The organism is Paraburkholderia sp. CNPSo 3281, from assembly GCF_024206515.1.
In the GTDB taxonomy this organism is placed as follows: Bacteria; Pseudomonadota; Gammaproteobacteria; order Burkholderiales; family Burkholderiaceae; genus Paraburkholderia; species Paraburkholderia nodosa.
Genome location: NZ_JAMBPS010000063.1, coordinates 1 through 18,592, shown reverse-complemented (window position 1 = coordinate 18,592; position 18,592 = coordinate 1). Strand labels below are relative to the sequence as shown.

11 protein-coding genes, 1 rRNA gene and 2 pseudogenes are annotated in these 18,592 nt (G+C 62.8%); 8 read left to right on the top strand and 6 right to left on the bottom strand.

Annotation, left to right across the window (positions count from 1 at the left end; all coding sequences use genetic code 11):
- Positions 1-57 precede the first annotated feature (57 nt).
- Entirely contained in the window at positions 58-1,206 is a 1,149-nt protein-coding gene (locus M3I56_RS34940; protein ID WP_302057128.1) for a porin, read from the bottom strand.
- An 81-nt stretch (positions 1,207-1,287) separates the two neighbouring features.
- Complete coding sequence (locus M3I56_RS34935) at positions 1,288-2,646, bottom strand: aromatic acid/H+ symport family MFS transporter (RefSeq protein WP_254357888.1); 1,359 nt, start codon at positions 2,644-2,646, stop codon at positions 1,288-1,290.
- Positions 2,647-3,406: 760 nt separating this feature from the next.
- On the opposite strand from M3I56_RS34935, the gene M3I56_RS34930 reads away from it, so the two are divergent.
- The 5 genes and pseudogenes from M3I56_RS34930 (at position 3,407) to M3I56_RS34910 (ending at position 8,145) form a co-directional block, all read left to right on the top strand.
- Positions 3,407-4,705, top strand: coding sequence for a TAXI family TRAP transporter solute-binding subunit (locus M3I56_RS34930; RefSeq protein ID WP_254357887.1), 1,299 nt, complete (start codon positions 3,407-3,409; stop codon positions 4,703-4,705).
- Positions 4,706-4,777: 72 nt separating this feature from the next.
- Positions 4,778-5,134: pseudogene (locus M3I56_RS34925) on the top strand (nitric-oxide reductase large subunit); the annotation flags it as partial.
- 340 nt (positions 5,135-5,474) lie between these two features.
- Positions 5,475-7,208 carry a ribonucleoside triphosphate reductase gene (locus M3I56_RS34920; protein ID WP_254357904.1) on the top strand — a complete coding sequence of 578 codons (1,734 nt, stop codon included), beginning with the start codon at positions 5,475-5,477 and terminating at the stop codon, positions 7,206-7,208.
- Between the two features lie 3 nt (positions 7,209-7,211).
- Entirely contained in the window at positions 7,212-7,409 is a 198-nt protein-coding gene (gene nrdD, locus M3I56_RS34915; protein WP_254357886.1) for an anaerobic ribonucleoside-triphosphate reductase, read from the top strand.
- A gap of 1 nt (position 7,410) precedes the next feature.
- Positions 7,411-8,145, top strand: a complete 735-nt coding sequence (locus tag M3I56_RS34910; RefSeq protein ID WP_254357903.1) for an anaerobic ribonucleoside-triphosphate reductase activating protein — start codon at positions 7,411-7,413, stop codon at positions 8,143-8,145.
- 30 nt (positions 8,146-8,175) lie between these two features.
- On the opposite strand, the pseudogene M3I56_RS34905 reads toward M3I56_RS34910, so the two are convergent.
- A pseudogene (locus M3I56_RS34905) lies at positions 8,176-8,445 on the bottom strand (putative zinc-binding protein); the annotation flags it as partial.
- A 479-nt stretch (positions 8,446-8,924) separates the two neighbouring features.
- Between M3I56_RS34905 and M3I56_RS34900 the strand changes: the two are divergent.
- Positions 8,925-10,841 (top strand): AAA family ATPase, encoded by a 1,917-nt coding sequence (locus M3I56_RS34900; protein ID WP_254357885.1) that lies wholly within the window; start codon positions 8,925-8,927, stop codon positions 10,839-10,841.
- A 39-nt stretch (positions 10,842-10,880) separates the two neighbouring features.
- Here the strand turns inward: M3I56_RS34900 and M3I56_RS34895 are convergent, their stop codons facing one another.
- Together M3I56_RS34895 and gcvA are read right to left on the bottom strand one after the other, a co-directional pair.
- Complete coding sequence (locus M3I56_RS34895; RefSeq protein ID WP_254357884.1) at positions 10,881-15,722, bottom strand: NAD-glutamate dehydrogenase; 4,842 nt, start codon at positions 15,720-15,722, stop codon at positions 10,881-10,883.
- A 164-nt stretch (positions 15,723-15,886) separates the two neighbouring features.
- Complete coding sequence (gene gcvA / locus M3I56_RS34890; RefSeq protein WP_254357883.1) at positions 15,887-16,807, bottom strand: transcriptional regulator GcvA; 921 nt, start codon at positions 16,805-16,807, stop codon at positions 15,887-15,889.
- A 190-nt stretch (positions 16,808-16,997) separates the two neighbouring features.
- On the opposite strand from gcvA, the gene M3I56_RS34885 reads away from it, so the two are divergent.
- A complete protein-coding gene (locus tag M3I56_RS34885) occupies positions 16,998-17,702 on the top strand; it encodes an SDR family oxidoreductase (RefSeq protein ID WP_254357882.1) in 705 nt (234 codons plus the stop codon).
- A 10-nt stretch (positions 17,703-17,712) separates the two neighbouring features.
- Positions 17,713-18,291 (top strand): pyridoxamine 5'-phosphate oxidase family protein, encoded by a 579-nt coding sequence (locus tag M3I56_RS34880; protein WP_254357881.1) that lies wholly within the window; start codon positions 17,713-17,715, stop codon positions 18,289-18,291.
- A 95-nt stretch (positions 18,292-18,386) separates the two neighbouring features.
- On the opposite strand, the gene rrf is transcribed toward M3I56_RS34880, so the two are convergent.
- Positions 18,387-18,500: ribosomal RNA gene (gene rrf / locus M3I56_RS34875) — 5S ribosomal RNA — on the bottom strand.
- Positions 18,501-18,592: the final 92 nt, after the last annotated feature.

The following is an 18,592-nucleotide window of genomic DNA, read 5'->3' as shown; positions in this document are numbered from 1 at the left end:
ACGCAGGTGCCGCTACCTGCGTCGTCTGGCCATTGAAGTGGCCCTCACATCAAGGCGTCAGAACATCTGCCGGATACCGGCCATCACACCAAGCTGCGACATGCCCGCCCCCGGCGACGCGCCCGCGCCGCCCTGGCTTATCGTGTAGGCCGCATGTGCGCTATTGGCGAGGTAGCCGCCCTGCAAATAGACCGCCGAGCGCTTTGAGAGCAGGTAGGTGCTGCGCAGCGTCACGAGCGTGCCACGCGCGTTCTGGTCGCTGTTGATCATGCGATAGACGCCGCCGTCGATCAGCCATGCCGGCGTCGCGTACCACGATGCAGTCATGTAGTAGAGGTTCGATTGCACATTAGGCACCGTCGCGGCTGCGGTATCGACCCGACGCCCGAGCCAGCCGCCGCCCACCTTCACCGGCCCGAACCGGGCATAGCCGTTCAGCTGGATGCGCGAATCGGTATCGCCCGAGTCCTTCAGCGGTAGTGGTGTTACGCCGTCGAAGAAGTTCGCCGCTGCGCCGGGGCCGCCGCGTTGCTGGTCGTACGCGGCCGCGCCGCCGAAGCCTGCGGGTGCGTCGTAGCGCAGCATCGCCGACCATTGACGGCATGCCCGCGAATCGCCCGGGATTTGCCCTGCGCAGGTGCCCTGTCCGGGCGAGTTGCCGGTGCCCGCGGCGTCGCGGCCAAACGACCAGGTCGCACCCGCCGTTACGCCGTGCCACTTGCCCTTCCACGCGACGGTATTATCGCTGCGAGCGTTGGGCACGTAGTTGTCGAATGTACCGGTGCCGCCGTAGATGTCGGGGCCGAGCAGATCCGAATCCTGAAGCGCCCAGAACGTCATCGTGTACTGACGCCCGAAGCTCAACACGCCGAATGGTCCCTCCAGGCCGACCCACGCCTGGCGCCCGAAAAGGCGTCCGCCCTGCCCGCTGTCGCCGCCGCGCACGTTAAAGCCGCTTTCGAGCGCGAATACCGTGGACAAGCCGCCGCCGAGCGGTTCTGTGCCGCGCAGGCCCCAGCGCGATGGCATCTCGCCCGTGATGCCGGGCATGCGCACAAGGCTGTCGCCCTCGCGATTTGCATGCGTCACATATTCGATGCCGGTGTCGATGATGCCGTAGAGCGTCACACTGCCCTGGGCATGGGCCACACTGCTCGCGGCCATGCCGAATGACGCCGCGCAGGTCGCGGCGATGATCTTTTTCATTGAACGATCTCCAGTCGTATCGACGTCGCTCGTGCGTTCGTCGTTTTATTGGTGTTATTTCCCGCGGCGCGTGCGCCGCGTTCATTCCCCGCTCAGCAGCAATTCGTCTTGCGGCGCCAGGTTCGCCTGCGTCCGCCAGCGTCCTAGTGCCGTCATCGCGATGCCCGCAACGACTGCAGGCACGCCGACGATCATGAAGACCGATGGCAACGTCAGCCCCATCGAGAGCATCGCGCCGCCCGCGACCGAGCCGACGACCGAGCCAAGCCGGCCAATGCCGTTGGCCCAGCTCACGCCAGTTGCGCGGCAATCGGTCGGATAGAACGCCGCTGAGAACGCATTGGCGCCGACCTGCGAGCCTGATACGCAAAAGCCGGCGAGGAAGACAGCAATCGCCGCGAGCCAGGGCGTCGCCGCGAGTGAGCCGATGGCGGCCGTGAACACGCCGGCCGCCGCGTAGCTTGCACCGAGCACATAGCAGGGGTTGAGCCGGTCCATGAGCCAGCCGAGCACGATCGCGCCGAGCGTGCCGCCAACCTGGAACATCGCCGTGACGAGCGCCGCCGTGCGCAGCGAGGCGCCGGTCGTACGCAGCAGCGTTGGCAGCCAGCTCGACAGCAGGTAGATCACCAGCAGGCTCATGAAGAAGGCGAGCCACATGAGCAGCGTGCCGCGCAGCAGTTCGGGACGGAACAGGTGACCCACCGGCGACCCGCTCGCTTTCGCGCCGGACGTCGTGAACGTCGCGCCTGCGAGGTCGGCATCGGGGGCGATGCGCGCGAGCGTGCGTTCGATGCGCTCGCGATGTTCGCCGCGGCTTGCGAGATAGCGCACCGATTCCGGCAGCCGCCACGCGAGAATCGGCACGAGTGCGATCGGCACGATGCCGCCCACGAACAGCACCGAGCGCCAGCCGTAATGCTCGATGAGCGCGGCGGCTGCGAATCCGCCGAGCGCGGATCCGATCGTAAAGCCGCAGAACATCGTCGTGACGAGAAACGAGCGGCGTGGCGACGGGCAGAATTCCGAAGTGAGCGTGATCGCGTTCGGCATGGCGCCGCCAAGGCCGAGGCCGGTCAGAAAGCGCAGCGCGATCAGCACGCCGAGCGACGGCGCGAACGCCGAAATCAGACTCGCCAGCCCGAATGCGCACACGCAAACGAGCAATAACCGCTTGCGCCCCACCCTGTCGCCAAACGGACCGAACACGAGCGCACCGACCATCAGCCCCGCCAGCCCCGCGCCGAACAATGGCGCGAGCTGCGCGGGCTGCAGTTGCCACTGCACGTGCAGCACGGGAGCGATGAAGCCGATCGCGGCGGTATCGAAGCCATCAATGGCAACGATCAGGAAACATAGCGTGACGATCAGCGTCTGAAACCGCGAGACGCGATGCCGGTCGATGAAGGTCGTCACGTCGACGGTGCGTGAGATTGCCATGGTTGTCTCCTCAGATTGCGGTTGCGCGTCATGCGTACCGCTTCAGGCACTACGTTGCGAGCTGGCCGGGGTGGCACGTCGAGGCCGCAGCGCTGAAAGGTCTTGAGACGCGCGCCGGTCTATCGCGCTGGGCAGTGTGCGGCGTGGCGAACGCGCGCAGCAACATGCCGACGGTCCGGACGATGATTCGGGGACTGCGCCAGTCTGGCCGGACGGCCGGCGCGCGGTGTGTCCGCAAGCGCCAGTTGCCGCTTGCGCAGCGTTGTTGCTGACATCGTTGTCTCCTGTCTTTTTCAGCCTTTGGCGTAGCGCCCTGGCTCTATGGGTCGATGTGACGGAGCCAATTAAACGCCATGGAGGTATGTCAAGTAAAATGACGAATTCATATCCTCCATATGTTTTTTTATATATCTGAATCTGGAAGACGTTGCGCGGACGCATCGGCTGTTCGCGTGGCCGTTCCTGTCTTACGGTTGAACCGAATATTAGTCTGCACTACGACATATATCTTTGATCTGCGATTACCCACCACTAGACAGGAAGGGTACGCCGGCAAGCCTGCCAGCGAACGATGCGTCCTAAATGCGACGGTGGATTCCCTCTCCGTGGCATACTCACTACGAGCGGCGACGGCAGTATGGTCAGCATAACGATCACAGCGGATCACAATGCACCGCGACCCTTGCTGCGATAAATCCTGTAGACGTGGATAACGATGCCCCGACACAATCCGGCACTGCATCGCAGCCAGAAAACACCCATGACCAGGGGGAGGCAGCGCCTCCTGATCGTCGGCGTAACCATTCTGTTGGCTGCGTTTGGCTGGGTGGTGGCGATCGTGGTCGCACCTGCGTTCCAGCGCACCATCGTCATGACCAGCGGCGCGGACAACGGCATCTATCGTGGCTTTGCGGATCGCTATGCGCCCATCCTGAAGCGCGCGGGCATCAAGCTCGATATCCGCAGTTCTTCCGGCGCGGTGGAGAATTACGAGCGGTTGAGAGACCCGAACAGCGCCTACGAAGTCGGTTTCATCCAGTCGGGGACCACCAGCCCGAAGGAGACCGACGGCCTGCAGACAATCGCTGCCGTGTCGTACGAACCGATCTGGGTGTTCTATCGCGGCGACCCGACCGTCGACCGGCTGTCGCAACTCCGTGGCAAGAGAATTTCGACGGGCGTGCCCGGTAGCGGCCTGCTCAACGTTGCACAGGTATTGCTCGGCTACAGCGCCATCACGAGCCAGAACTCCACCCTGCTGCAAATGGATGCACCGGCAGCTTATCAAGGGCTCGAAAGCGGCCAGATCGACGCGGCTTTCTTCATCGGCAGGCCCGACGCCGAGATGCAGAAGACCCTGCTGAACAGCAATCTCAAACTGATGAGTTTCGCCCAGGCAGACGCGCTGGTTCAGAAGTTCCCGTCGCTTTCAAAGATCGTCTTGCCGCGCGCGTCGACGAGTGTCGCCGACGATCTGCCGCGCACCGACGTCACGCTGCTCGCGGCAACGGCGCTGCTGGTATCGAAAGACACGCTGCATCCGGCGCTCGTCTATCTGCTGCTCGACGCGGCTCACGCTGTTCACGGTGGCGAAGATTACTTCACGCCACTCGGCACGTTCCCTAACCTGAAGACGGAAGAATTCCCGATCTCCGACGAAAGCGTCCGCTATTTCAAGTCCGGCCAGCCGTTCCTGTACCGCTATCTGCCGTTCTGGCTCGCGAGCGTGATCGAACGACGGCTGTTGATCCTCGTGCCGTTCGCGGCGCTCCTGATTGGCTTGCTTCAGGCGTTGCCGCGCCTGCTCGAAGCGCGGATGAAAAAGCGCCTCGTGGTTTGGTACCGCGAAATCAAGGCACTCGAAGACGAAGTGTGGAGCAACAGCGAGCCGAACCGCTCGCAGATCGCGCAATGGAGCGAAGAAATCGAAAACATCGACGCGAACGCGAGCCGGATACGCATTCCGTACCGCTATTTTCAGGATGTCTACGCGCTCAAGCAGGCGATCGGCGTCGTGCGGGAACGGATAGCCCACGTTGCGCAGCGAACGAAGGAATAGCGGCGCGGCAGCGTCGGCTTCGCAGCCGACACCCCACTATCGCGCGGCTGCAGAAGACGAATAGATCGCCGGCTGTTCTGTCTGCGCGGCATGTCGTCGCGCGAGGCCTGGGACGATTCACTGCCCAAGATGGCGTTCTGGATGCTCAACATCGGCCTCTTCATGATGGTGTTCATCTCGATCCTGCCTTCTGGCATCTACCAGGCATGGACAAGCGTGAGCAAGGGACTCTGGTATGCGCGCTCGCCGGAAGTCATTCATTCGCAGCTGATGCAAACGCTGGTGTGGCTGCGTGTGCCCGGTGACGTGGTGTTCGCGGCAGGCGTGCTGTACCTCTGCTGGTTCGCCGCGCGGCTGCTGTTGCGCCGTCCCGAAGCGGCCGTGCCGGTCGAAGCCAAAACGACACACAAGGCAGTTCAGCGCGTTTGATCGCCGCACTGACAAGCCGGCCACGATCGGCGGCCGGCCTCTCTCCCTCGAACATCGCCAATCGCCATCGACGCGTGCGTGTAATCGCCGCGTCGTGTCCCGCGTGACGCGTCCAATTCGTGACCTCCGTGGCGCACGTCTGCCTGCCATCCAGCACGAACCCGGCGAAATTAGCACGGATCAAGTCCCGTCAAACTCGCCATCGCGCGTCGTTGACACGAACTACATGTAGTTAATAAGATCGCCTCACCAACAATATCTAGTATTCAAAGGAGGGTTCATCGTGCCCCTTGCGCTTCCCGCCTCGATTGCCGATCGCGACCCCGCGCCGTCAGGCGCGCTGGGCAAAACCCAGCAAGACAAGCCGTTGATCGAGGTCCGCTCTTCGATCGACGAGTATCTCGAGCAACAGGACTGGCGCGTCAACGCCAACGCCAATCAGGGCTATTCGCTCGGTGGCCTGATCCTGAACGTCTCGGGCAAGGTCATTGCCAACTACTGGCTCAGTCATGTGTACCCGGCGGCGGTTGGCCAGGCTCACCGCAATGCGGATCTGCATATTCACGACCTGGACATGCTCTCGGGATATTGCGCAGGCTGGTCGCTGCGCACGCTCCTGAACGAAGGCCTGAACGGCGTACCGGGAAAAGTCGAGGCCTCGCCGCCAAAGCACATGTCGAGCGCCATTGGGCAGATCGTCAATTTTCTCGGCACGCTGCAAAACGAATGGGCAGGCGCGCAGGCTTTCAGTTCGTTCGACACGTACATGGCCCCTTTCGTGCGCCACGACAATCTGTCTTATCCGGAGGTTCGCCAATACATTCAGGAATTGATCTACAACCTCAATGTGCCTTCGCGCTGGGGTACGCAAACTCCCTTTACGAACCTCACATTCGACTGGGTTTGCCCTGAAGATCTACGCGAGCAGGTGCCGCTGATCGGCGGACGCGAAATGTCCTTCACATACGGTGATCTGCAGGCCGAGATGGACATGATCAATCAGGCGTATATCGAAGTCATGATGGCCGGAGACGCAAAAGGCCGCGCCTTCACCTTTCCGATCCCAACCTACAACATCACGCCCGATTTCGACTGGCACAGCCCGAATGCCGACCGCCTGTTCGAAATGACCGCGCGCTACGGGCTGCCCTATTTCCAGAACTTCATCAATTCCGAACTCAAGCCGAACATGATCCGCTCCATGTGCTGCCGGCTGCAGCTGGATCTGCGCGAGCTGCTCAAACGCGGCAACGGCTTGTTCGGTTCCGCCGAACAGACCGGGTCCCTTGGCGTCGTCACCCTCAACTGCGCACGCCTGGGCCACGTCCATGCCGGCGACGAGACGGGGCTGCTCCGGCGCCTCGACGAGCTGCTAGCACTCGGCAAGACGAGCCTCGAGATCAAGCGCGAAGTCATCCAGCATCGCATGGACAACGGGCTCTTCCCATACACGCGGCGGTACCTCGGCACGCTGCGCAACCACTTCTCCACGCTGGGCGTGAACGGCATCAACGAAATGATCCGCAATTTTACGTCCGACGAGCACGACATCACCAGCGAATGGGGACATGCCATGGCGGTCCGCGTGCTGGACCACGTGCGCGCGCGAATGCTCGAGTATCAGGAGGAAACCGGCCACATGTACAACCTCGAAGCCACGCCGGCCGAAGGAACGACGTATCGCTTCGCCAAGGAAGATCGCAAACGCTTTCCGGGCATTTTGCAGGCCGGCACGCCGGATATGCCCTATTACACGAACTCGTCGCAGTTGCCCGTTGGCTTCACCGACGATCCGTTCGAAGCGCTCGAGCGCCAGGACGATCTACAGCGCAAATACACGGGCGGTACGGTATTGCACCTGTATATGACCGAGCCGCTTTCGTCGGCTAACGCGTGCCGCACACTGGTTCAACGCGTGCTGAATCGATTCTCGCTGCCCTATATCACCGTCACGCCCATGTTCTCGATTTGCCCGAAGCACGGCTACCTGGGAGGCAGCCACAAGTTTTGCCCACGTTGCGACGAAGAAATCCTTCAACGCAAGCTTTCTCAACTCGAACCCGCTGAGGTCTGAACCATGAGCACCGTACTCTCTCAATCTGTGAAGGCAAAGCACGCTGGCGTCACGCTGTCCGACGAAGAACGCCAGCCCTGCGAGATCTGGACCCGCGTCATGGGTTATCACCGTCCGGTCTCTTCGTTCAACACCGGCAAGAAGGGCGAATTCCACGAGCGCAAATATTTCAGCGAACGCGAGGCACGGCTTGCCCACTGAAATGAAATCGTGCGGGCCGGACTTCGGCCCGCAAGCGCCCCGCACACTCCGAGTGGGCGGGGTAGTTCCTTTCACCGCAACCGATTATCCAGGCCAGATCGCCGCGGTCGTATTCGTGCAGGGATGCCCGTGGCGTTGCGCGTATTGCCATAATCCGCATTTGCAGCCGCGCACCCGCAATGGTGCGCTCGAGTGGCAAGCCGTTCTGAACCTGTTGATGCGCCGCGTGGGCTTGCTCGACGCCGTGGTCTTTAGCGGGGGCGAGCCTACAGGCGATCCCGCGCTCGGGCAGGCCATTCGCGATGTGAGAACGCTAGGTTTCAAGGTTGGTTTGCATACTGCCGGCACGCATCCGCGACGTCTCGGGGAAGTCTTGCCGCTGGTAGATTGGGTTGGACTGGACGTCAAGGCGGCGTTTGGCGACTATGCGAGCGTCACCCGCGTGCCCTCTAGTGGCAAACATGCACGGGCCAGTCTCGAGGTCGTGCTGGCCAGCGGCGTGCAATACGAATGCCGCACCACTTTGCATCCCGGGCTGCTGCCAGAAGGCGAAGTCCTGAAACTCGCGCAGACACTCGCGGCAATGAACATCACGAACTACGCGCTGCAGGTCTTCCGCACTCAGGGTTGCCACGATGACGGCTTGAATGCCGTATCGATGGCAGGCTATCCCGATCACGAACTCGTCGGCAGGATAGCCGCGCTGTTTCCCGCATTCACGTTGCGACGCGGATGAAAGGTACGTGCGGACGCAAAGCGGCCAGGCTCATCGTGTCGTTGTGTGGATCGCACCGAGCGCCACTATGGAATGAAGCACGCGGCTGATGACCTGCTCCGCCTCCTCGCGATCGAAGTCTTCGTGGAAGCGCTTTTTCACACTGCAGTCGGCCAGCTGAACGTGCTGATCGGGAGCGATACCGTGGCGCTCCAGGCACTTTTGCGCACACACCAGAGGACACCCATCGATCACGACGATGGGCCGTCCCGATCCGGCAATCTTCAGCAGCGCAGGAACGTCGCCGCCCACGCCCGCGATTTCTGCGGAAGCTCAATCAGAAGCCGTTGTCGTGTGGCCCGATCCCGGCGAGAGGCAGCTACTACCACCTGGAGGCGATGATCTGCTGCGCAAATCCAACCCCCGCCTGCGGGAATTTACGTTCGATTTTCTGCGCGCGCGGATGACACGGGAAGGCTTGCCCATCTACGTTTGATTCTGTCTGCAGCATGGTCTGGCCCTCTCGGGAAAACCACCCGAACCGGCGTACATTGCTGGTCGCGCCCCTAAGAGACCGCGCAACCTCGCTAAATCACCGGATTAAAAGGTATTTATCCGCCAATCCCTTTTTTCGCGGGCCGCCCAATGCAGGCATAATTCGAAAGGAGCAGCGCAATTAAAAGGGTCGTTTTCGTATTCCTGACTATCCATGGACTACGCAAGGCGAGACGTTCGAGCGCCTCCAGTCCCACGATAGATTATCTGGCGCCGTCACGGCGGCGCCGGGCAGGAATGGATTCATGAAACCGGCAAGGAATTCGCGGCGGTCACGCTTTGGCCGATACGTGGCGTTGGGTGTATGCGCGGCCGCGCTCGCGGCGACGGCTGGCTTTTTCTACTGGCGGCATGAAGCGAACCTTGCGCACTCCCAGCCGGCTGCGCTTACGGGCGTCGCCAGCGAAATGCGGCATGACGCGTCGCCATGGACGAAGCGCGAGAAAGACGCCTCGGAATTGCTGCGCGATATTCGCGCCCGCGATGTCGCCGCAATCGGCGTGAGCCGCGAAGCGATTCTCGTCTCGACGTTCAAGGGCGAAAAGTATTATGTGGCCGATCATAATGGCGCGTTCGCGAACGCGCTGCTGCTCGGCGATCTGAAGCCGGGCGCAACGCCGCCCTGGCAACTCGTCTGGTTGCCGCACGCCGATGTGCGCATCGGCGCCGAGCGTTGGACAGAAGCCCTCGACCACCTGCGCGACGCGCTCAGTCTGCTGCTCCCCGTGCTGATGCTAGGCGGCCTGCTGTGGTTCATGCGCCGGGAAATGGGCGGCGGCGCGCAACTGCTCGGCGAATCGCCTACTTTGCGCTTCGACGACGTGATCGGCGCGGGCGAAGCGAAAGCCGCGCTCGCCGACGTGCGCGCGTGGCTCACCGAGCCGGCGCAGTTCACGAGCATGGGCGTGCGTGCGCCATGCGGCGTGCTGATGACGGGTGGCCCGGGCGTCGGCAAGACGCGCCTCGCGCAGGCGCTTGCAGGCGAATGCGGTGCGAATTTCATCGCCATCACGGGCAGCTATTTCAGCGCGAAGTATTACGGCGTGGGCATTCAGAAGGTCAAGCGCCTGTTCGAGCTTGCGCGCAAGAACGCGCCCACGGTCATCTTCATCGACGAGGCGGACGGTCTCGGCAAGCGCACCGACACGGGCGGCGGCCCGGTCGAGGCGGAAAGCAACCGCATCATCAACCAGTTGCTCGCGGAGATGGACGGGTTCGAGTCGAACGAAGGTGTGATCATCGTCGCCGCGACCAACCACCCGGACAATCTCGACGAAGCGCTGCGCCGCCCCGGCCGTTTCGACCGCACGGTGCAGGTGCGTCTGCCCGATCTGGAGGATCGCGCAGAAATTCTGCGCTTCTATGCCGGCAATCTGAAGACGAAAGTCGACGACCTCGATTTCAATCAGCTCGCGCGCCTGACCACGGGCCTTTCGCCGGCCACGCTCTCGATGATCGTGAATCAGGCGGGTCTCGTTGCGCGCAAGGCCGGTAAGCAGGAAGTGGCCGCAGTGCATTTTCTCGAGGCGATCAAGATTGCGCGCATTGGCGACGTCAATGGCGCGGAACGCGCGCTTTCGGATGACGAACGCACCCGCATTGCGATCCATGAAGCGGGACATGGCCTCGTCGCCGCTCTTCTCGGCACCGGCGTGCTCGAAGAAGTGACGATTTTGCCGCGTGGCGGCGCGTTGGGCGTGGCGCTGATCACGAAAATGCAGGACAAGTACCTGTATCGCGAGACGGAAATGCGCAACGAGATCCAGGTGCTGCTGGGCGGGCGCAATGCGGAACTGCTCATGTTCAGCGAAGCATCGAGCGGCGCGGCGCAAGATTTGCAGGAGGCCTCGCGCATCAGCCTCGACATGGTGTCGAAGCACGGCTTCAACGCGGATGGCAACCTGTTCAGCCTCGCGGCGCTGCCGCAGCAGGTCGCGGGCTTGCAGTTGAAGACCGCGATCGGGCACGCGAATGGGCTGCTGCACGAACTCAACGACGCGTGCTTCGCGTTGCTGCGTGCGAACGAGCCAGTGCTGCGCGCGATCGCCGATCAGTTGCTCGAGTCGGAGACGGTGGCCGGCGAGACGGTCTACCGTCTGATTCGCGAGCATGCGGCGGCCGTGACGAGCACGCAGGCGGTGACCGAAGCGGCCGCCGCGTGAGCCGCTTGCACCGCCGTCATCGTTCAGGTCTTCAAGCCCTCAAGCCCTTTCGAGCGCCGCCATCGCCCTCACGATCACGAGCAGCACGGAAAGACTCACGCCGCTCGAGGCACGCAGTTCCGTCAGCAACTGCCCATAGCGCGCCAGCGCAGCCTCGTGCTGAGCGCACCACGCGTCCACCAGCGTTTGTGCGTCCGCGGCATCGGCGCCTTGTGCAAGCACGTTCGTGGTGAGCGCGCGCTTGAGGTGCGCCACCTCGGCGAGCGCCGCCGCGCGCGCCATGGTGTCCCAATGCGTCGGCGTGGGCAGCGTCGCAGCACGCTCGCCAATCCAGCTGTAATTGAGCCGCGTGCCCAAGGCGAAGTACGCTGCCGCAACGCGCTCCAGCGGGCGGTCGCACGCCGCCGCCACATCGGCGATGTCCAGCAGTGCTACCGAAATATCTCCGCTCGCCACGCGCAGCGCGAGCGCGTTCTCGACGCCCGCCTTCACGAGCTCGCCCTGGCGTACCGAAAGCGCTTCGAGATCCGCTTCGGGCAACAGCGTCGGCAATTGCGGCGCGAGCCGCTGCGCGGCGTCGCGGCAGCGTGCCAGCAGTGCGCTCACGCCATCGTTATCCACCGCGCCCGCCTGCAGATGACGCAGGAACCATAGCGCCGCGCGTTCGAGCAGCCGCGCGATGTCGACGAACATGCGCGCCTGCACGTCGTCGGGCACACGATTGTCGAGCCCGTCGATGGCGCGCCAGATGTCATTGAGGCCGAACACGTCGCGCGCCATGATGCACGCGCGCACGATTTCACCGGTCTGCGCGTCGGTTTCCTCCATCAAACGGTGCACGAATGCGCAGCCCACGCGGTTCACGAGCGCGTTCGTCAGGTGCGTCGCCAGAATTTCGCGCCGCAGCGGATGCCGATGCATGGGTTCGCTAAAGCGCTGCTGCAGCGGCTGCGGGAAGTAGTCGATCAGCAAGCCCGCGACGAGCGGGTCTTCCGGTACGGATGAGTCGAGCAACGCATCGTAGAGCCACATCTTGCTGTAAGCGAGCAGCACGGCGCGCTCTGGCGACGTAAGCCCGAGTTTCGCCACCTGGCGTTCGGCGATTTCGTCGTCGGTCGGCAGGAATTCGATATGGCGGTTCAGACGTCCCGCGCGTTCGAGCCAGCGCATGAGGCGCGATTCGACGTCGAGCAGTTCGACGGCGTAGCGGCCCGCGATCGAAAGCGCCTGGGTCTGGTAGTAGTTGTCGCTCAGCACCAGCAGGCCGACTTCGTCCGTCATCTCCGCGAGCAAGGTGTTGCGCTGTTTCGTCGTCATCTCGCCGTCGGCCACCACGAGTCCGAGCAGGATCTTGATGTTCACTTCGTGATCCGAACAATCTACGCCGGCTGAGTTGTCGATCGCATCCGTGTTGATGTGGCCGCCGTGCTGCGCGAATTCGATGCGCCCGAGCTGCGTGACACCGAGATTGCCGCCCTCGCCTACGACCTTGCAGCGCAGTTCCGAGCCGTTCACGCGCACCGCGTCGTTGGCGCGGTCGCCGACCTGCGCGTTGGTCTCGCGCGCGGCTTTCACATAGGTGCCAATGCCGCCGTTGTAGAGCAGATCGACGTTCGCCAGCAGGATCGCGCGAATCAACTCGGTTGGCGAAAGCGCTGCCGCCTCGATGCCGAGTGACGTGCGCACCGCGGCCGAAAGCGGGATCGTCTTCATGGTGCGCGCGAACACGCCGCCTCCCGCCGATATCGTGGCCGGATCGTAGTCGGCCCAGCTCGAGCGTTCGAGCGCGAAGAGCCGGGTGCGCTCCGCGAGACTCACGGCCGCATCGGGATTGGGGTCGAGGAAAATATGGCGGTGATCGAAGGCTGCAACGAGCTTGATATGCGGCGAGAGCAGCATGCCGTTGCCGAACACGTCGCCCGACATGTCGCCAACGCCGACCACGGTGAAATCCGTGGCCTGCGTGTCCACGCCCATTTCGCGGAAATGCCGCTTGACCGACTCCCACGCGCCGCGCGCCGTGATCGCCATCTTCTTGTGGTCGTAGCCCACGGAGCCGCCCGAGGCGAAAGCATCGTCGAGCCAGAAGCCGTATTCGGCGGATATCGCGTTCGCGTAGTCGGAGAACGTGGCGGTGCCCTTGTCGGCGGCCACGACGAGGTACGGGTCGTCGGGGTCGTGGCGCACGACATCGGGCGGCGGCACGATCGCATTGTTCACGAGATTGTCGGTGAGATCGAGCAGGCCGCGCAGGAAGGTCTGATAGCACGCCACGCCCTCGCGCATCCATGCTTCGCGGTCGCTCGCCGGCGGCGGATTCTTCACGACAAAACCGCCCTTCGATCCCACCGGCACGATCACGACGTTCTTCACCATCTGGGCTTTCATCAGACCCAGCACTTCGGTGCGGAAGTCTTCGCGGCGATCCGACCAGCGCAGGCCGCCGCGCGCGACACGTCCGCCGCGCAAATGCACGCCCTCCACGCGCGGCGAATAGACCCAGATCTCGAACATCGGCTTGGGTTCGGGCAGGCCAGGCACTTTCGACGGATCGAATTTGAACGAGAGCGAGGGCCGCTCTGCGCCATTGGCTTCGCGGCGGAAATAGTTCGTGCGCACCGTCGCATTGATCACGCCGAGAAACTGCCGCAAGATACGGTCTTCGTCGAGATTGGGCACCTGGTCGAGCGCGCCTTCAATGGCCTTGAGCATGAGCGCCGTGCGCTCTTCCCGTGCCTGTGAATCGCGTGGATCGAACCGGAGTACGAATAGTTCGACGAACTGCCGGGCGATTGCGGGATTGCCGGTTAGCGCACGCTCGATATAGGCGTCGCTGAATGTCGAGCCCACCTGGCGAAGATACTTTGCATAGGCGCGCAGAATCGTCACTTCGCGCGCGCTCAGATAGGCACGCAGCACGAGCCGGTTGAAATCGTCGTTCTCGATGCGTGCGTTCCAGACGCTTTCGAATGCGTCTTCGAATAGCCCCTTCACACGTTCGATGTCGAATTCGGCGTCGTCCGCGAGTTCGAGGCCGAAATCGTGGACCCAGGCAGGCGCGCAAGAAGGCGCCTCGATCACATAGGGTCGCTCTTCATCCACGCGCACACCGAGATGTTCCAGCATCGGCAGGCTGCGCGAGAGTGCAATCGCTTCGCCCGCGCAATAGACCTTGAAGCGGAACGTACGCGGCCCCGCCTCGATGGGCCGGTACAGATTCATCGCGATGCGCTGCGTTCCCTGCACGCGCTCGATCAGCTCGATGTCGCGTACCGCCGTGCGCGCCGGATAGTCGTCGCGATAGCCCGGTGGAAACGAATCGGCATAGCGATGCAACAGACTCGTGCCCTGCTCTTCGCCGAATGCGTCGAGCAGCGCATCCGCCAGATCGTCCTGCCAGCGGCGTGTGACCTGCACGAGCCGCGCTTCCAGTTCGTGCGTGTCGACTTCGGGCATCGTGCCGGGCTCGGCGTGCACGACGAAATGAATCCGCGCGATCGCCGACTCCGAAAGCAGCGGCGTGAACTCCACGGAAACGCCGTTGAAGGCGTCCACAAGCAGGTTTGCAATCCGCCGCCGCAGATCGGTGTTGTACTTGTCGCGCGAGACATACACGAGGCAGGAAACGAAGCGGTTGAAGCGGTCGCGCCGCACGAATAGCCGCGTACGCTGGTGTTCCTGCAAGCGCAGCACACCGAGCGCGATGTCGAAAAGCTCGTCTTCGCTCGCTTGCAGCAGCTCGTCGCGCGGATAGGTTTCCAGCACCGTCACCAGCGATTTGCCGAGATGGCCTTTCGGCAGAAACCCCGCGCGCCGCACGATATTCGCGCATTTGCGCCGCACGATCGGGATTTCGGCAGTGGAGACCATATAGGCGGTCGAGGTGTAGAGGCCCACGAAGCGGCGCTCGCCGCACACCTTGCCATCCGCGCCGACCAGCTTTACCCCGACATAGTCGAGATAGCCGGGCCGGTGCACCGTGGCGCGCGAGTTCGCTTTCGTCACGAAAATGGGCCACGCGCCGCTGATGATGTCTACGGCCGCGGGCGGCAACGGCGTGATGTCGGGCGTGCCCGGCGCGCGCAGCGATTCGCGCAGAATGCCGAGGCCCGAGCCTTCCACGCCGCGCAGGGCGTAGCCGCCGTCATGCGCAACCAGCGCGTAATCGCGCTGGCCGAGGAAGGTGAAATGGTCGGCCACCATCCATTCGAGGAACGCGCGAGCTTCGATGTCCTCTGCGCTCGTTTCGCGCGCTTTCATCGTCTTGATGGTGGTGCGCGCGGCCTCGAGCAGGTTCGGCCAATCTTCCACGGACGCCCGCACGTCGCCAAGCACCTTGGCGATGTCGCTGCGCAGTTCGTCGAGCTTTGCTGCGTCGCCGCAGCGGTCCACCTCGAAATGGATGAACGAGGCGAGCTGCGATTGCCCGTCGCCGGCGCTAGCGCCGCCCTCGTCCACACGCTCGATCGTGCCGTCCTTGCCGCGCCAGATCCGGAATACGGGGTGCAGCGCGGAATGCAGGGCGAGGCCCAGACGGTTGACGGCCATGGAAACCGAATCGACGAGAAACGGCATGTCGTCGTTCACGATTTCGATGACCGTATGGTCCGAATGCCAACCGTGCTGTTCGAGGATCGGGTTGTAGACCTGCATGCGCTCGCTGCCCGGCACGAAGCGCTGCGCGGTTCGCCAGTGCGCCATGGCGGCGCCGTAGAGGTCGGCGATGCCGCGGCTGCGCAGATCTTCGGCGTCAGCGAAATCGTAGTAGTGCCGCAGGAATGGCTCGACGATCTGGAATGTCGGCTCGGGCAAGCGCGCCCGCGCAAATTCCATGACGTCGGAGAGCAGATGGGCGACGAATTCTTCGTTCCTCGCTAGCATGACGAACTCCTTGGCGGATAGTCATCGACTGCATCGGCGGTTCAGTCATTATGCACCGGCAAGGTGATCGAACGATGAATGCGTGCGCACGCGCTGCCTCGCGGTGAGGCGCTGCGCTGCAATGCGGATGGTGGCGCAGAACTTGCTGGCTGCGAACGGCAGCTTCAACGCGCCGATGGCGCCGCTTTCAATGCGGAGTTGAACTGGGCGAGCAGCCAGGTCCGAAGCTTCTGGCTGGTCTCCCACCGGACGCTGCTCTGCGGGAGGACGACGTAATAACCTGGCGACAATGACAACGAGAAATCGAACAGGCGTCGCAGCCTTCCGGCCGCGATATCGCGCTCGACGAGATGCTCACGCGTGAGCGCAATGCCGTGCCCCGCAATGGCGGCATCGATGGCGAGCGACGATTGACTGAAGTGCGGCCCTTTCAGCCCGCCCAGTGCGCTTGTGCAGCCCAGAGCGTTGAAAAACTCCGGCCACAGATCATGAGAATCGTGGAGCAGCCCATAGTTTTCCACGTCCGAGATCGTGCGCACCGGGTGATCGGGCTTGAGCAGTTGCGGGCTGGCTACGGCGAACACCTGTAGCGGAAATAGCAGGTCGCTGACGAGACCTTTCGCGAACGGTGGCTTGCCGAGCCGCACCGCGATATCCACGCCGTCGGACCTGAAGTTGCACAGCGCCGCATCAGCAATGATCCGGACGTCGATTTCCGGGTGTTGCTCTCCAAATTCTGCCAGCCTGGGTATCAGCCATTTCGAAGCGAATGACGGCGTCGTGCTGACCGTAAGGGAGGTCGAGCGCAGGTTCAGTGCCGCGGTCGCGTCGGCGACGATCGTGAGCGCCCGCTGAACGGCAGCGAAGTAAGTCTGCCCCTCGGTCGTGAGAGCGAGACCCCGCGGCCCCCTCGCGAAAAGGGGCAAATTCAGGGCGTCCTCCAGCACCCGCACCTGTTGCGCGACGGCGCCTTGCGTGACGCCGAGTTCCGCGGACGCAAGGCGGAAATTGAGGTGCCGGGCGGATGCGTCGAACGCGCGGAGCGCATTCAGCGGCGGCAGGTGGCGTGGCTTCAATGAATGCATCAACGGGTAAATTGGCTAGTGGAAAACCGGCGATCAGCCCGCAGTGATCCGGCAACGAGCCAGCAGAAATTTTATTGTCAGACTATAAGAATCATCGTTCGACAATCAAGTCATAACGCCATACAGTTTCTACACGAAACCCATGTAGCGCAGCGCTGATGCGCTAAGTCTAATTCGAGGAGGGAGCACCATGGCAGTAGAAAAAGTAGCACTCGTCACGGCGGCCGGCAAGGGTATGGGCGCGGCGATCGCGCGCGAACTGGCAGCCAGCGGCTACCGTCTGGCCTTGATGTCACCCTCCGGCAGCGCGGCCGAACTCGCGAGAGAGCTTGGCGGATTCGGCTTTACGGGCTCGGTAACCGAACCGGACTGTATCGACCGGTTCGTTCGCGAAACGCTCGAAAAGTTTGGCCGCATCGACGCTGTGGTGAACAACACGGGTCATCCGCCGAAGGGCGATCTGCTTTCCATCGCAGACGAACAGTGGCACCTCGGGCTCGATCTCGTCGTGCTCAACGTCGCTCGCGTGCTGCGTTGCGTGACGCCTGCGTTTCTCGAGCAAGGCGGCGGCGCGGTGGTGAATATTTCGAGCTTTGCCGCCGATGCGCCTGAGCAGACCATGCCTGTTTCTTCTGCGCTGCGCGCCGCGTTGAGTTCGTTCACGCGCCTTTATGCCGATCGCTACGCGAAGGACAATATTCGAATCAACTCCGTGCTGCCGGGGTTTATCGACAGTTGGCCCGAAACGCCTGAAATCGTCGCCCGCATTCCGGTTGGCCGCTTCGGGAAGACACAGGAGATCGCACAAACGGTCGCGTTCCTGTTGTCGGATGCCGCGGGGTACATCACGGGGCAAAACATCCGTGTCGATGGCGGCATCGTGCGTGCTCTGTAACGCGGCGAATATGGATCAGATCGTCGATGAGGTCTGGGCACGCCTGCACGCGGGCGCCAGTGCGGGAAAGGAGCGCTCGCCCTTCACGATGCTGCAGGTCGCGACGATCGCGCTAGACGGCGCGCCTGCCGTGCGGACCGTCGTGTTGCGCCGTGCCTCTCGCGAGCAGCGTTCAGTCATGTTTCATACCGACGTGCGGTCTACGAAGGTGGCCGAATTGAGGCGCGACCCGCGCATATCGCTCGTTGGCTGTGATCTCGACGGCGGGATCCAGATAAGGCTGGACGGCGTTGCGAGAATCGTCGAGACGCCCCCGGAAACGAGGGCGGTCTGGAGCTCGAGCAGACCTCGGACGTTGATCGTGTATCGCACGCCGCTTGCACCTGCGACACCGGTTGCGTCACCTGTTGAGGCGCATGCAGCGACGCACGCCCGCGATCCCGACTCATCAGCGGGATTCGAAAACTTTTGCCTGATTGATGTCACCGTATCGAGAATTGACTACCTCGATTTGAACCCCACAGGACATAGGCGGGCCAGTCTGGTGTTTGAGGAAGGGAAATGGCGCGGCACCTGGCTGGCGCCTTGAATTGGCGAGCTGCTTTTTATTTTTCTCACGCCCAAACGCCAGAACCCCGGCTCTCTTTGGGAGACACCGGGGTTCTGGACGTTACAGCATAAGGAGCCTGACGATTACCTACTTTCACACGGGCAATCCGCACTATCATCGGCGTGGAGCTGTTTCACGGTCCTGTTCGGGATGGGAAGGGGTGGGACCAGCTCGCTATGGTCATCAGGCATGACGGGTTGCTGCGTCGCGGTGTTATCGCGCCACAGCCAATCGGGAAGAAGCGTAAAGAGGTGTTGCTCAATTGGGGTTGTGTTGTTTC